Here is a 15,294-nt window from a genome sequence, read left to right as displayed (position 1 = left end):
CGTGTCCGCCCCCGCCCTTGTCGCGCCCCCCGGCTGCGTGGTGGCCGGCACGGGCAGCGCCAGCGGCAAGACCACCTGCACTCTGGCCCTGCTCTGCGCCCTGCGCGCCAGAGGCCTGACGGCGCGCGCCGCCAAGACCGGCCCGGACTTTATCGACGTGGCCTTCCACGCCGCGCTTACGGGCCAGCCCGCCGCCAACCTGGATACCTGGATGTGCCGCGCGGCCCGGCCCACGGCCAGAGCAACGCCGGGCCGCCAACTGCCCGCCGGCCTGCGCCGCCTGTACGCCCGGCTCTGCGCGCCCGACGCGGCCGGCCGCCCGCCGGACCTGATTGTGGTGGAAGGGGCCATGGGCCTTTTTGACGGCGGACACAGGGGCGCAGGCAGCACGGCCCTTCTGGCGGCCCGGCTGGGCCTGCCCGTGCTGCTCTGTCTGCACGCCGGCGGCCTGGGGCAGTCCGCAGCGGCCGTGGCCGAAGGTTTTTTGCGCCACCGCCCGGCCTGGGCCGCCCACGAAGCCCCCCTTGCCTTTCTGGGCCTGATCTGCACCCATGTGGGCAGCCCACGCCACGCTGACCTGCTGCGCACGGCCCTGGCCCCTTTGCGCAAGGATCTTCCCCTGCTGGGCCTGCTGCCGCGCCAGGGCGCGCCCGATCTGCGCTCCCGCCATCTGGGCCTGGTAGAGGCCCGCGAGGCCCTGCCCTTCATGGACCGCGCCGGACTGGCCCGCTGGATGGAAGAAAACTGCCGCCTGGATCAGCTGCTGCGCCGCCTGGGTCTTGCCGTGGGCCGCGCAGCCCCTGCTGACCTGCCCGCTGGCAGTGCCGCCAGGCTCACAGCCTGCCACGCTCTCAGCCTGACTCCCAGCCTGCCCCCCGATCCAGCCGTCAATCCGGCCCGCGCGCTGTCCGCCAATCTGACCGACATCCCGACCGGCACTCTGACCGCCAAGCAAACCGCTACTGCAAGCCCCCTGCCGCCCGCCAAGCCGGCGGCAGGCAGCCCCGCAGATCGCGCAACTGCGCCCGTTGCGGCTGCAGCGCCGGCCACACGTTTCTTTGCGGCTGCCCGCGCCGTGCCGCCGGACCTGGCCCCGCCGCCAGCCGCAACTTCCTGCGCCCCCAACCCTGCCGCAGCGGCCTCAGCCGACGCTCTCCTGCCACCGCCTGCCGCCCCGGCGCGCGCCCGGCGCCCCTCGCGCCGTTCCCGACGACGCCCCGTAGTGGGTATGGCCTGGGACGCGGCCTTCAGCTTCTGTTACGCCGACCTGCCCGCTCTGTGGCAGGAACTGGGGGCGCAGGTGGCCGTTTTCTCGCCCCTGCGGGACAGTGCGCCGCCCCCGTACTGCGCGGGTCTCTACTTTCCCGGCGGCTATCCGGAGCTGCACGCCGCCGCCCTGGCGGCCAACACGTCCTTCCGCACGGCCCTGACCCGTCTGGCCGACGCAGGCCTGCCCATCTACGGCGAATGCGGCGGCTACATTTATCTCATGCGCTCCCTGCACCTCTCCGGCCAGGACTACCCCATGAGCGGTCTGCTGCCCCAGACCTGCACCCTCACCGACCGTCGTGCGGCCCTGGGCTACCGCGCGGCCCTGGCCTTGCCGGACTGGCCAGCCCCCACCCAAACCGCCGCCCCCCTCTGGACGCGGGGACACGAATACCACTATGCTCAGGAGGACGGCCCCCTGCCCGCCGCCTGCCGCCCCCTCTGGCGGCTGTACGACAGCGCGGGCGGTCTGCTGCGCGAAGAAGGCTGCCGTCTGGGCTCCGTGGCCGGATCCTGGCTGCACTGCTACCCGGAGGGCTCCCGCCGCTTCTGGCGGACCTGGCTGCGCGCCCTGCCCCCAATCTGAAGCCGCCGGGCCGACGCAACATCGCCCGCAAGGAAATTCCATGCCCCCTATCGCTCCCGCCCCCTCCCATGGCCCGGCTCCCGCCCCCACCGCCGCGCCGTCTGCAATCGTCCTGGATCCGGCCCACACCCCGGCCACCATTGAGGCCCGCTCCTTTGCCGTTATTGATGCGGAAATCCCCGAACCTCGCCCTTTTTCCGGTCCGCTCTGGCAGGTGGCCCGACGCTGCGTCCACACCCTGGGCGATACGGAAATCGTGCCCGACCTGCGCCTGAGCGCCCAGGGCCTGCGCAACGGCCTGGACGCCCTGCTGCGCGGCTGCACGGTCTTTACCGATACCCGCATGGCCGCCGCCGGTCTGCCCCTGCGCCGCCTTACCCCCCTGGGCGTCAGCGTTACACCCATTATGAGCCTGCCCGGCCTGGACCAGCTGGCCAAAACCCGCGATACCACCCGCACCCGCGCCGGACTGGAACTGCTGGCCCCCCGCATGGGCGGCCAAATCGTGGCCATTGGCAACGCCCCCACCGCCCTGCTGGGCCTGCTGGACGCCCTGGCCGCCGGAGCGCCCGTCCCCGCACTGATCATCGGCATGCCCGTGGGCTTCGTCAACGCCGCCCAATCCAAAGCCCTGCTCCACCAAAGCCCCTGGCCCCACTTCACCCTCCTGGGGCGCAAGGGCGGCTCTGCCCTGGCCGCCACCTGCGTCAACGCCCTGGCCGAACTGGCCCTGGCCGAACGAAAAACGTGAGAAAAGAATCTGTAGGGGGAAGGGAGATTTTGTGGGGGGAAGGGAGTTTTTGTGAACAAAAGTTCCCTTCCCCCCACACCCCCCATCCTTCAAAAAACTTTTTCTCTCCCAGAACTGCGCCAGGCATACCCTGGCCGAAATACAACTTGCTGTTACATTGAATATGTTCAGAATAGCTGCGATGTTTTCCACACCCGCAGCACACGCCGCGCCGATACCCCAATATATCTGTCGCCTCCGACTGCGGTGCGGGATGAATTTTGTTCTCCGGCAAGGACGTGGGCCGTTGCGGGACGGGGATAGTGCTCTTCTGGTACAGCCCCGGACCGCAACGGCCCGCTGACGCAGCCGGGGGGCAAAAGCCGCCCGCGCCGGGGCGCCCCCCTGTACTAACGGCCGCCCCTGTATTAGCTTGTACAAGCGGGGCCGGTGTTCCAACCGCCATGCGGCGATTCCCTTTCCCTATCCGCCCCAAGTGAGGAGACCCATGAAACTGCCCGAACTTCCCGCCGTCCTGAAACTGCAGGTGGTACTGAAAACCCTGGCTGTGCAGGCCTGTCTGCTGGTAGGCGTGCTGTTGGTGGCTTGGGGCCTGCAGCGCGCCTACAGCTTTGTGGACCGCACCACCTTTCCGCAGGCCATGAACGTGCCTGCCGCGGCCGCCGATCTGCCGGACACAGAAAAAGGTAAAATTCTGCTGGATTCCATCAGCAACCAGATGCGCCGCGAGCTCGACTCCACCTTTGGCTGGAGCTTCAACGACATTATTTTTAACCGCTTTATTCTGGATAACCGCGCCTACCGCCAGTACGGAGTGTACCACGCCACTAAGTTTCTGCTGGACCTCTATTCCAGCCAGATCGCCAAGCTGGGCTCCAGCGACCGGGAAAGCGAATTTCTCTACAAAGCCCGCATCAACAGCTTCGCCATTGATCCACGCAGCTTCATGTTCCCTTCGGCCGAAGGTTCCTACAAAAAAGGGCTCAAACTGCTGGAGGACTACAAGACTTCTCTGGATAAAGGCACAGGGGTTTACAACTGCCGCACGGACGATCTCTACGCCTCTTTTGTGACCATGACCGGAGAAAACATGCTGGGCTACGCCCAGGGCCTGCTGGAAAACGCCCAGAGCCTGCCCTTCTATGAGCTGGACAACCGCATCTATGAGGTACAGGGCATCGTGCTGGTGCTGCGCGACTTCGTCAACGCCCTCTACCAACTCTATCCAGAGATCAAGGCCAAAAACAACGAGGAAAATATGGCTGCAGCCATGACATATATGGACCGCATCGCCACTTATGATCCTCTCTATATCACCTCCACCTTCAATTCCGGCGAGCTGATTCTTTCCTATCTGCTCTTCACTAAGGCCCGGCTGGAAGACATTCGCGACAGCATCCGCATGTAGGGTATTGCAACGTTGCAATGCCCTGACGGTTGCGTAAGCAGCCGACCAAAACAGCCCCCGCCGCCGACATGCGTACTGCACCGGCGGCGGGGGCTGATTGCTTACTTGCGCCAAGACTCCGGGCCAGGACGCCTCAGCGAAAGCCCGCCACGGCCCGGCCCTGTTTGAGGGCTACCAACCCCAGGGGCAGGTCGCGCCACCACAGGGCGGCCCAACGGCCGCCAAGGCCCGTCTGACGGCTCTGCCCGCTGAGCAGGGCCGTCACTTCCTCCGGCGTGTCCAGCACCAGGCTGGCCCGCGGTTCCGGCCGCTCCGGCAACAAGGCGCGCAGGCGCGGGGCAGGGTCCAGGCCGCTGCCCTGCCGCCGCCCCAGCAGCCCGCCTTGCCAGACCAGTTCCGGCGGCAGCAGGGCAGGGGCCTGCTCCGGCACAAAGCGCACATGATCTCCAAAAACCACCGCCGCTCCGGGCGGCAGGCGCGCTCCAGTCCCGGCCGGGCCGTCCAGCGCCGTGCGGGGCAGTTCCTGGCCCAGGGGCTGGCCCGCAGCGCGGTTGCCGTGGCGGCGGGGCGCTCGGCCGCCGCGTGGGCCCGCATCCGGCGGGGCAGAAAATTCCCCGGAAGACGCAACTGCAGCGTCAGGGGCAGCGACGTCCCGCAAAGGCCCCGTGACCGTGCCGGGTTTTTCCAACAGAGCCACATAAAAGCCCTGCGCGCCGGAGCGCTCCCCATCCACGCGCAGCGTGCCTTCCCCGCCGGGCTGTTCTTCCCAGACAAAACCGGGGAAAGGGGGCAACGGCACGCGCACAAGGCCCAGTTCTTCTTCAGCAAAGTGCACTTGCGCTTCATTTTCAGCGGTGTTGGTGGTGCAGGTGGAGTAGACCAGCCGTCCGCCCTGGGCCAGCAGCCGCGCGGCCTGGCGCAGCAGGCGGCGCTGCAGCGCAGTGAGGTTGTCAATCTTATCCCCGCGCCAGAGCCTGAGCACCTGCGGATGTTTGGCCGCCGTGCCCCAGCCGGAGCAGGGCGGGTCCAGCAGGATGGCCCGCCAGCTTTGCGGGCGCAGGGGCAGGGCGTCCCCGCTGTAGGCGCAGGTGGCCGCGTGCAGCAGGTTCATCTGGTGCAGATTGGCCCGCAAGGTGCCCAGGCGGGCAGGGGTGGGTTCATTACCCAGCACAAAACCCGTGGGCCCGGTGAGCTGGGCCAGAAATCCCGTTTTGCTGCCGGGGCTGGCGCACATATCCAGCACGGCCGCGCCCGGCGCGGGGTTCAGCGCCAGGGGCGGCAGCATGGAAGAGCGATCCTGGATGTAGATGTAGCCGAAAAAAGCCGCCAAAGAGCTCCCCAACGGGCGCGGTTCGGCCAGCAGGCGACGGCAGAAGGGCGAAAAGGGCTCCGGCGCAAAAACATAGCCCTGGGCGCGCAACAGCGCCTCCACCAGGGGCGTGGCCGAAGGGGGACAGACCAGACGAAAGGATCGGGCGGCATTGCTCATGGAGCGCATACTAGGGACACGCGGCGTCGGACGCAAGCGGGCGTATTGCGTGCCGAGGCAAGTGCGGGTATAGTGCCCGGGTGCGGATTGCCCGCGCTGTCGGGGCCTGCCGCCCCTTTTGCCGCCCGTGCCCCGTGCCGGGCGCGCCCATGCCCAAGGAGTGTGGAATGAAATATACCCTGTCACTGGCCTTCGCGCTCTGCCTTCTGGCGCTGGGTCTGGTCACGGCCTCCGGCGCCGCGGCCAAAAGTGCCGTAGTCCTGCCTTTTGCGGTCAATGCCCCCCAGAGCTACAGCTATCTTTCCAAGGCGGTGCCGGCCACCATTCAGGGCCGCCTCAACCAGCCCGGCGTGCTGGACGCGCGTGCAGGCCAGGCCAAGGCCGCCTCACAGGCCGAGGCCCGCCAGGCCCTTGCCGCCTCCGGGGCGGACGCGGCTGTCTGGGGTTCGGTGAGCGTGATGGGCAGCCAGTGCACAGTCACGGTCAACAGCGTGGACAAGGCCGGCAAGACCTGGAGCAAGACCGGGCAAGGGCCGGTGAGTTCCCTCACCGCCACGGTGCAGCAGCTGACCGCCGCGCTGGGGCAGGAAGCCTTTGGCGTGGCCGCCGTGCGCACGCCGGGCATGACGGCCGCAGGCGGTCCCGCGCCCCGCGGCGATATTCTGGTCAATGAAACGGGCCAGCAGCAGGTCTACCTTAACCCCCAGTTCCGCTATCAGGGCGCCGGAGCCGCGGACGGCTCTCGTCTGCGCAGCCAGCGCCTGCCTTACAGTATGGTGGATATGGCCGTGGCCGATTTTAACGGCGACGGCAAAAATGAAATCGCCGTGCTGAGCGACCACAATCTGCGCATCTACAGCTGGCAGGCCGACGGCAAGCTCAAACTGCTGGGCGAAACCTCCATCTCCCGCTCCAATGTCTGCTTTTCCATGCGGGCCATTGATCTGGATCGCGACCGCGCGGCCGAGCTGGTGGTGTCCACCTTTGAGGAAGACAGCAACCGCCCCTACAGCTACATCTACACCTTTAAGGGTAACAAACTGCGCCAGTTTGCCGAGCGTGTGCCCTACTTCATGAGCGTGGTGCGCCTGCCCCCCACCTACACGCCCACCCTGGTGGGCCAGGGCTGGGATTCCATCAAACTTTTCGCGCCCGGCGTGCACATTATGGTCAAGTCCGGCGGCAAATACACCCTGGGTACCCGTATCGACGTGCCTTCCGGCGCCACGCCCTTCAATATTGTCTGGCTGCCCGGCGGCCGCCAGAACAAGGGCGACCAGCTCGTCATGCTGACGGATACCGAAAGGCTCAAAGTTTTTCAGGGCCACGGCAACAGCCTTATCCACACCACCATGGAGCGCTTTTCCGGCTCCGCCACGGGTATGGACCACTACAAGGGCATGCCCGGCCTGGGCGTGGACAAAAACTACCAGCTGCCCAGCAAATACTACGCGCCCATGCGCCTTATCGCCGCAGACATCGGCAATACCGGCGAATATGTGCTGCTGGTCAACAAGCCCATTTCCACGGCTTCACAGATCTTTGACCGTTACCGTTACTTCCCCCAGGGCGAAATCCACGCCCTGTACTGGGATGGCGTGGGCCTGGGCCTCAAGTGGAAGACCCGGCGCATCCGCGGTTCCGTGGCCGAAGTGGACCTGGCCGACGTGAACAACGACGGCGTGCTGGATCTGGTGGTAGGCCTGAACACTTCGCCCGACCTGGGCATCGGCAGCCGCCAGAGCATGATCACCGCCTATCCGCTGGACGTTTCGGCCACAGACCCCAACGTGCCTGCGGACCTGAGCGACTTTGAGGTCACGCCTGGCCGCTAGGCGGGCAGATTCCGGGGCGGTCCGACAATGCCGGGCCGCCCCTGTTTTTTCACCGGCAACAGGAAAGTACCATGCGCATTCTGGTAATAGGTTCCGGCGGGCGGGAACACGCCCTGGTCTGGAAATTTTTGCAAAGCCCGCAGGTCAGCGTCGTGCTGGCCGCGCCGGGCAACGGCGGCACCGCGCGCGACGGCGCGCGCAATGTGCCCGTAGCCGTGGACGATCTGGACGGCCTGGTAGCCCTGGCCCAGGCCGAGCACATCGACCTGGTGGTGCCTGGGCCGGAACTGCCCCTGACCTTGGGCATCACCGACCGCATGCGCGCGGCGGGCATTCCCTGTTTCGGGCCCGACGCCTACGGCGCGCGTCTGGAGGGTAGCAAGGCCTTTGCCAAGGAGATCATGCGCCGCGCCCAGGTGCCCACGGCCCAGAGCGCCGTATTCGACGATGCGGCTGCGGCCCGCGAACACATCCGGCGCATGGGCGCCCCCCTGGTGGTCAAGGCCGACGGCCTGGCCGCGGGCAAGGGCGTCATTGTGGCCCAGACCGAAGACGAAGCCCTGCATGCCGTGGATGAAATCATGGGCCAACGCGCCTTTGGCGACGCGGGCAACCTGGTGGTTATTGAAGAATGCCTGGTGGGCGAGGAAGCCTCCTTCCTCTGCCTCTGCGACGGCGAACGCGCCCTGCCCCTGCCCTCGGCCCAGGACCACAAACGTGTTTACGACGGCGATGCCGGCCCCAACACCGGCGGCATGGGGGCCTACAGCCCTGCGCCCATCCTGCCCGACGACCAGCTGGAAGCCATGGCCGAAGCCACCGTGCGGCCCATTCTGCGCACGCTGGCCAAGGACGGCCATCCCTTTGTGGGCGTGCTCTACGCGGGCCTCATGCTCACAGCCCAGGGCCCCAAGGTGCTGGAATACAACGTGCGCTTCGGCGACCCGGAATGCCAGCCCCTGCTTATGCGCCTCACGGGCGACCTGCCCGCCATCATGCTGGGCGCCGTGCGCGGCCGTCTGAATCCAGCCGCCCTGGGGCAGAAGCCGCAGACCGCTCTGGGCGTGGTGCTCACAGCCAAAGGCTACCCCGGAGCCTACCCCAAGGGCCTGCCCATCACAGGCATAGCAGAGGCCGAAGCCCTGCCCCAGGTCAAGGTGTTCCACAGCGGCACCAGCCTCAAGGAAGGGCAACTCCTCTCCACCGGCGGCCGCGTGCTCTGCGTCACGGCCCTGGGCGACGATCTGGCCCAGGCCCAAAAAGCCGCCTACGCCGCCGTGGAGCGCATCCATATGCCCGACAGCTTCTGCCGCAGGGATATCGGCGATAAGGGCCTGCGTCGGCTGGGATAAAGAGATCTTTTTTGTGGGGGCAGGGGGGATGGCTTCTTTGCAGAAAGCGCTTTTCGGCAGTAACTATATGTCGCTATGGGGATAAAGCAGATGCCGCAAGTAGTTATTTTTATGGGTTCAAAGTCGGATGAAGAAAAAGTCGCCCCCTGTGTGGACGTGTTGCGCGGGCTGGGCGTAAGCTGCGCCATCACCGTCAGTTCGGCCCACCGCACTCCGGACCGCACGGTGGAGCTGGTGCGCCGCTATGAGGCCGAAGGCGCGCAGGTCTTTATCTGCGCGGCGGGCATGGCCGCGCATCTGGCTGGGGCCGTAGCCGCCCGCACCGTGCGCCCGGTCATCGGCATCCCCATTGGGGGCGCGACCTTGGCAGGCATGGATGCTCTTTTCTCCACCGTGCAGATGCCTCCCGGCTTTCCCGTGGCCACCGTGGCCCTGGACAAGGCCGGCGCGCGCAACGCCGCGTGGCTGGCCGCGCAGATCCTGGCCCTCAACGACCCGGCTCTGGCAGCAGGAATTGCAGCCGCCCGCGAAAAGATGTGCGCGGATGTGGCCGCTGCGGGCGAAGAAATCAACCGCAAATACGCCTGAACGCGAAGGGCGCAAGTCTGCCCCCAGTGCCCTGTGGGCCCAGATCTGGCTTTGATGCCGAGATGGCGCCACGTTTGTACAACCCTGTGGGCCTGAAGCAACTTCAACATGAAATTGCCCCAGGGCCACAGGGTTGTGTCGCGTCCGGCACGCAGGTGTAGACGCAATTTTTTTTGCGCCGGCAAACACCGAAGCGAACGGAGTACCATCTTTGAGAATATCTATTCTCAGAGTTGCAAGGCCGTCAGGGCAGGCGCAGAGCAGGAGCCGCATGGCGGATAAAGCTGCCGTCCTCCAGTTCCTGGTAGGCCTGCCGCAATTCCGCTTCTGTATTCATGACAATAGGGCCACCCCAGGCCACAGGCTCGTGCAGGGGCGCGCCGGAAACCAGCACCAGGCGTGCGCCCTCTGGGCCACCGGTAAAGGCCGCCGTATCGCCCCCACCCAGCAGATAGGCGTGGCGGGCCAGCAAAGGCGTGCCCGCAGGGACCAAGTTCGCCTCGCCCTCCATAAAATAGGCAAACAGCGTATCTTCCGGCGGGGCAGCTACGCTCCAGGTTTTGCCAGGCCTGAGGGTCACGTCCAGAAAGCGCACGGCCACATATGCGCCCCTGGCCGCGCCGTCCACCTCGTTATATCTGCCGGCCACCACGGCCACGCGGGCGGCATCCTCCTCCAGCACGGGCACCTGGTCGGCGGTGATGTCCCGGTATTGGGGGGGCGCCATTTTGTCCCTGCGGGGCAGGTTGACCCAAAGCTGCAGGCCCAGCATGCGTTCTGATGCGCGGGGCATTTCTTCGTGCAGTATGCCGCTGCCGGCGGTCATCCACTGGCAGCCGCCGTCCCTGATGCTTCCGGCATTGCCCAGGCTGTCCTTGTGGTCGATCCTGCCGGCTGCAAGGTAGGTAAAGGTCTCAATGCCCCGGTGGGGGTGCAGGGGAAAGCCCCTGATGTAGTCCTGCGGGTCGCGGGAGTCAAAGGCGTCCAGCATGAGGAAAGGGTCAAACCGCGCCACCGTAGGGTCGCCCAGCACGCGGACCAGCCGCACGCCCGCGCCGTCTGTGGTCCGGCGGCCGGTAACATCGTCTGTAACTGTTCTGTAGTACATACAACACCTGCAACGGCTCACGGCCGTCCTTTTATCGTTAGAGCAAAGTATCTTTGAGAATAAGCATTCTCAAAGTGTACGGCACGCTCATTCCACACTTACGCGTGCAACTATACAGCCCCGCTGTCTTTGTCGTAACTTCCTGCGTCATAACGGCTGCAGCTACGCTTGCCTCCACGGCGGGCATCTGCGTACGCAGCTGCCGGTCTGAAGGGCGCACTGCGCGCAACGGCCTCTAGAGCATTTAACACTTGAAATGCTCGCTTACGGCAGGCAAAAGCCTGCCGTACGGCACACCATCCTGCTTTGATAATAACGCTCCTGCTGCTTCTGGCAATGGCGCAAGGGGCGGACGACAACTTTCCTGCGTTTACTTTGAATTTCATTTTCGATAACATTAAAAAATTCTTCACAGCCGTACCCGTGTTGCTTTCCCTATTTTTTTTTCATGACAAGCCGATATGGGTACAGATGCAAGGTCTGCGCCGCATGGTCCGCGCGCGGAGCGGTGACCGCACCGCTTGCGCACAGAGGCGCAGCCGGAGTCGCCCGGTCCGGCGCGACCGTATTTTTATTTTCTCTATCCTGCTCCCCATATTTTCGGTAGGGCAGGCCAAGTGCAGGTGTGGCATGAGCATACGTCTACGCATTATTCTGGGTTTTCTTCTTACCACTGTAGTTCTGGCCGCGGGCATCATGATCAACGCCGCTTTTTCGCTGCGGCAGGAGGCTGAATCCTCTTACCAGACTGCAGCCCAACGCCAGCTCCGCCTTATGGCCGTCTATGTGACGAGTTTTCTGCAGACGGCCGAAAGAAATGCCGCCCTTCTGGCCCAGGACCAAGATGTGGCCAGTGCGGGCGATGCCTTCCCCACCTACAAAAATGTCGCCGTCAAGTCCCTGTTCCGCCACGCGGACCTTTCCTGGACAGCGCGCCGCGTGCTGGAGAAGTTTACGCGGCTGGACAAGGGCTATGCGGACTATGCCGAAGTCTACGCCGGGTACCTGGACGGCAACTACGCCTCCTCCATTGACAATGCGGAGGTGGCCCCCGGCTTTGACATGACCAAACGGCCCTGGTACGTGGCCCGCAAAGCCTCGCCGGACGTGTACGGCATTTCGGAAAGCTACCGCTCCTATACCGGCGAAATGGTTTTTGCCGTCACCCACAAGATGTTTGACGCGGACGGCAACTTTACCGGCGTACTCGGCGTGGACGTGTCCTTGGCCGGGCTTTCCGCCCGCTTCAAAGAGCTGAACTTCGGCCAGACCGGCTACTTCATGCTTATTGAACATACGGGGCGCATCCTCTCGGACCCCAAGCACCCCGACGCCGCAGGCAACATCATTGGTCAGGACATCAAAGACCCCGGCCTGGAGGCCCTGCAGCAAGCCAAGGACGGCATGGTGGCCGTGAGCGTGGGGGGCATCCCCATGCTGGCCACGCTGCGCACCACGGAATACGGCTGGAAAATCGCGGCGCTGCAGGCCAAGGACGAAATTTTCGCCGCCACCTACAGGGATATCCGCAATATGGGGCTGATCAGCGCGGCCATCACCATCCTGGCCCTGGGGCTCTCCCTGCTGATCGTCCGCTCCATCAACCGGCCGCTGGACAGGCTGGTAGGCATGGCCCACCAGGTGGCCGGCGGCGATCTGAGCGTACAACTGGACGGCGCGGGCTTTTACGGCGAACTGGCCGCCCTGCGTCAGGCCCTGGCCGAAATGGTGCAGAACCTGAAAAACATGCTGCAAACGGCGGAACAAAAAAGCGGCGAGGCCGAGGAACAGACCCGTCTGGCCAAAGCTGCCACAGAAGAGGCGGAACAGGCCCGCCAGGCCGCAGAACGGGCCAGGCGCGACGGCATGCTGACCGCCGCAGGCCATCTGGAAGAGGTGGTGGCCGTTATTTCCGCTGCGGCGCAGCAGCTGGCCACACGCATTGAGCAATCCGACACGGCCACCGGGGCCTCTGCCCAGCGCCTGGCCGAAGCCGCCACAGCCATGAACGAAATGAACGCTACTGTGCAGGAAGTGGCCAAAAACGCCTCCGACGCCTCGCAGGTTTCGGCCGAGGCCAGAGCCAGGGCCGCATCAGGCGCGGATATCGTGGGGCAGGCCCTAAGCAGCATCGATCAGGTGCAGGCCGTTTCACTGGAACTCAAAGAGGACATGACCCGCCTGGACGCCCACGCCCAGTCCATCAGCAGGATTATGGGCGTCATCTCGGACATTGCGGACCAGACCAACCTGCTGGCCCTCAATGCCGCCATTGAGGCCGCCCGTGCGGGCGAGGCCGGGCGCGGCTTTGCCGTGGTGGCCGACGAAGTGCGCAAACTGGCCGAAAAAACCATGACCGCCACCAAGGATGTGGGCAGCGCTATCCAGGCCATCCAAGAAAGCGCCGACAAAAGCGTGGTCGGCATGGACAATGCCCTCAAAGAAGTGCAGACCGCCACCGGCTTTGCCAGCCAGTCCGGCGAGGCCCTGCAGCAGATCGTCAGCCATGTGGAGGCCGCGGCAGACCAGGTGCGCGCCATTGCCGCCGCCAGCGAAGAACAGTCCTCCGCCAGTGAAGAGATCAACCAGTCCATTGTCCAGGTCAACGCCATTGCCGCCCAGACCACTGAAGCCATGCACCAGGCCGCTGCAGCCGTAACCCACCTCACGGAACAGGCCCAGCGTCTGCAGGAACTTATCAACGAAATGCAGCAAAGCTGAACGGCGGGCGCGGGACACAACAACGCCCGAGGGCGCGGGGCCGTCCCGCGCTCTTTGCAACTGCGCGCCGAGGCGCTACACTGCCCGCAGGAGAACACGCATAATGAAGCAGACCTACGCCGCCCGGCGCGAAAACCTGCGCCGGGCCATGCGGGCCCGCGGCCTGGACGCCCTGTTGGTGAGCCACGCCGCCAACCGCTACTATCTTTCGGGTTTTGAGCTGCACGACCCCCAGTGCAATGAAAGCGCCGGCCGTCTGGTCATCACCGCCGACGGACGGGACTGGCTGGCCACCGACGCCCGTTATGCCGACGCCGCCGCCCGGCTCTGGGACGCGGAAAGCATCTTCATTTACGGTGGCGACGGCGTGGAGGATCTCTACGCCCTGTTGCGCCGCTGCGGCGGCCGCGTCGGGCTGGAGGCCAGCAGCGTAAGCCTGGCCTTTGTCCGCGCCCTGAGCCAGACCGGTCCGGGCCTCTGCCTGGAGGCCGCCGACGGCTTGGTGGAAGACCTGCGCCTGATTAAAGACGCCGACGAAATCGCCGCCCTGGAAAAATCTTTTGCCCTCAATCACAAAATGCTGCACTGGGTGGCGGGCGAACTGACCCCAGGCCGCAGCGAAAGCGATCTGAGCTGGGCCATTGAGCGCTTTTTTCGCGAAAACGGCGCTTCGGAGCTGGCTTTCGCCAATATCGTGGCCGTGGGCAAAAACGCGGCTCTGCCCCATGCCGTGCCCGGCACGGACCAGATTACGGAAAACTGCCCGGTGCTCATCGACGTGGGCTGCCGGGTGGACGCCTACTGCTCGGACCAGACCCGCACCTTCTGGGTGGGTGAAGCCCCCACGCCGGACTTCAGCCGCACTCTGGAGCTGACCCGCGCCGCGCAGGAGGCCGCCCTCAAAGCCATGCGCCCCGGCCTGCCCCTGGCCGAAGCCTACGCCCTGGCCCGCAACGTATTTGTGCAGGCGGGCGTGGCCCAGGCCTTCACCCACGGGCTTGGGCACGGGGTGGGCCTGGAAACCCACGAGGCCCCCAGCCTTTCCCCCAGGGCCAACGGCGTGCTCAAACCGGGCATGACCGTGACCGTGGAGCCGGGCCTCTACTACCCCCAGTGGGGCGGCGTGCGCTGGGAATACACGGTCCTGGTGGAAGAGGACGGGGTCAGGATCTTATAAATGTGGGAAGGAGCATTCGCAAAAGGCTGCTCCGTGCGGGAGCATGGTCACACCCCGTGCAGGCACGCCTTCTGCCCCTCCTGTGCTGGGCGCGCTCGTTCCGGCGCGTAAGCGCGCAAACAACTTGCGCCCCCACGGCGGACGGCACCGGACACAACAGCCAGGGCATTGCAATGTTGCAATGCCCTCGTTGCAACCAAAGGGCCTGATATGCAAAACCCCCCGGTTTCGCCAATACTGATTTTTCTTGTGGGCGCGCGGGCTTCGGGCAAGACCACCGTGGGCCGCGCCCTGGCCCGGCGGCTGGGGCTGCCCTTTGTGGATACGGACGCGGCCGTCACGTCCGCCGCAGGCAAAACCGTGGCGGCAATCGTGGCTGCCAAAGGCTGGCCCGCCTTTCGGCAACAAGAAAGCGCAGCTCTGCGCGCCACGGTGGCAAAATACCCGCAGGGCGCGGTCATCGCCACGGGCGGCGGCATGGTCCTGGCAGTTGAAAACCGCCGGTTTATGCGAGAGCGGGGCGTAGTTTTTTATCTGGAGGCCACAGCCCCTCTGCTGGTCGCACGGCTGACCAGCTCCCCCCTGGCCAGCCAGCGCCCCAGCCTCACCGGCAAGGGCGTGGCCGCCGAAATGAAACAAGTGCTGGCCCACCGCGCGCCCCTCTATCTGGAGGCGGCCCACCACCGCCTGGACGCCGCCCTGCCCCTGGAACACCTCTGCGAAGCGGCCGCAGCGCTCTTGCCTCCGGCGGCGGAATAGGCGCTTGCGCACGAGGCGTGCGCTGAAAAATGCCGGCGGCGGCTCAGGGGGCACAGCCCCCTGCGAACCCCTTTTTCTCCAGAAGTCGCTGCAAACCAAACTGAACCAGGCAAAAATATGTTGCCATGAGCGTTCGTTACGCCATCGGCGCAAAAAAGACTGTTTTTGCCCAAGCGGTACGACATTCTCCATTCAGGGGCTTCCCCGCAGACCGGCCCTGCCGATGGGCCCGATCCTTTCCTGCTTGCGCT

At 65.4% G+C, this 15,294-nt stretch carries 11 protein-coding genes; 9 read left to right on the top strand and 2 right to left on the bottom strand.

Translation table 11 applies throughout. The features are described 5' to 3' along the window. Position 1: 1 nt before the first annotated feature. From EB812_RS11810 to EB812_RS04110, 3 genes are all read left to right on the top strand, one after another. A complete protein-coding gene (locus EB812_RS11810) occupies positions 2–1,855 on the top strand; it encodes a nucleotide-binding protein (protein WP_242621187.1) in 1,854 nt (617 codons plus the stop codon). A 40-nt stretch (positions 1,856–1,895) separates the two neighbouring features. Beyond that, a complete protein-coding gene (locus tag EB812_RS04115) occupies positions 1,896–2,606 on the top strand; it encodes a precorrin-8X methylmutase (RefSeq protein ID WP_130957854.1) in 711 nt (236 codons plus the stop codon). Between the two features lie 487 nt (positions 2,607–3,093). Beyond that, positions 3,094–4,014 (top strand): DUF2333 family protein, encoded by a 921-nt coding sequence (locus tag EB812_RS04110; protein ID WP_130957853.1) that lies wholly within the window; start codon positions 3,094–3,096, stop codon positions 4,012–4,014. A gap of 133 nt (positions 4,015–4,147) precedes the next feature. Here EB812_RS04110 and EB812_RS04105 read toward each other — a convergent pair whose 3' ends face one another. Beyond that, complete coding sequence (locus tag EB812_RS04105; RefSeq protein ID WP_417038527.1) at positions 4,148–5,512, bottom strand: RsmB/NOP family class I SAM-dependent RNA methyltransferase; 1,365 nt, start codon at positions 5,510–5,512, stop codon at positions 4,148–4,150. A gap of 158 nt (positions 5,513–5,670) precedes the next feature. On the opposite strand from EB812_RS04105, the gene EB812_RS04100 reads away from it, so the two are divergent. The 3 genes from EB812_RS04100 (at position 5,671) to purE (ending at position 9,278) form a co-directional block, all read left to right on the top strand. Then, the gene (locus EB812_RS04100) at positions 5,671–7,338 is read left to right on the top strand and encodes an FG-GAP repeat domain-containing protein (protein ID WP_130957851.1); all 1,668 of its coding nucleotides are present in this window, start codon (positions 5,671–5,673) and stop codon (positions 7,336–7,338) included. A gap of 71 nt (positions 7,339–7,409) precedes the next feature. After that, the gene (gene purD / locus EB812_RS04095; RefSeq protein ID WP_118229362.1) at positions 7,410–8,690 is read left to right on the top strand and encodes a phosphoribosylamine--glycine ligase; all 1,281 of its coding nucleotides are present in this window, start codon (positions 7,410–7,412) and stop codon (positions 8,688–8,690) included. A 90-nt stretch (positions 8,691–8,780) separates the two neighbouring features. Then, positions 8,781–9,278: a 5-(carboxyamino)imidazole ribonucleotide mutase gene (purE, locus tag EB812_RS04090; RefSeq protein WP_118229361.1), complete on the top strand. Its 498-nt coding sequence runs from the start codon at positions 8,781–8,783 to the stop codon at positions 9,276–9,278. 244 nt (positions 9,279–9,522) lie between these two features. On the opposite strand, the gene EB812_RS04085 is transcribed toward purE, so the two are convergent. After that, positions 9,523–10,386 carry a pirin family protein gene (locus tag EB812_RS04085; RefSeq protein WP_118229360.1) on the bottom strand — a complete coding sequence of 288 codons (864 nt, stop codon included), beginning with the start codon at positions 10,384–10,386 and terminating at the stop codon, positions 9,523–9,525. A gap of 630 nt (positions 10,387–11,016) precedes the next feature. On the opposite strand from EB812_RS04085, the gene EB812_RS04080 reads away from it, so the two are divergent. From EB812_RS04080 to aroL, 3 genes are all read left to right on the top strand, one after another. Then, complete coding sequence (locus tag EB812_RS04080; protein WP_165450885.1) at positions 11,017–13,107, top strand: methyl-accepting chemotaxis protein; 2,091 nt, start codon at positions 11,017–11,019, stop codon at positions 13,105–13,107. Positions 13,108–13,210: 103 nt separating this feature from the next. Beyond that, positions 13,211–14,284 carry a M24 family metallopeptidase gene (locus EB812_RS04075; protein ID WP_118229358.1) on the top strand — a complete coding sequence of 358 codons (1,074 nt, stop codon included), beginning with the start codon at positions 13,211–13,213 and terminating at the stop codon, positions 14,282–14,284. A 210-nt stretch (positions 14,285–14,494) separates the two neighbouring features. Further along, positions 14,495–15,043, top strand: coding sequence for a shikimate kinase AroL (aroL, locus tag EB812_RS04070; RefSeq protein WP_118229357.1), 549 nt, complete (start codon positions 14,495–14,497; stop codon positions 15,041–15,043). The last annotated feature ends 251 nt before the right edge of the window (positions 15,044–15,294 follow it).

This window comes from Desulfovibrio legallii (assembly GCF_004309735.1).
GTDB lineage: Bacteria > Desulfobacterota > Desulfovibrionia > Desulfovibrionales > Desulfovibrionaceae > Desulfovibrio > Desulfovibrio legallii.
The sequence above is the reverse complement of the archived record's forward strand: the minus strand, read 5'-3'. Positions and strand labels throughout refer to the sequence as shown.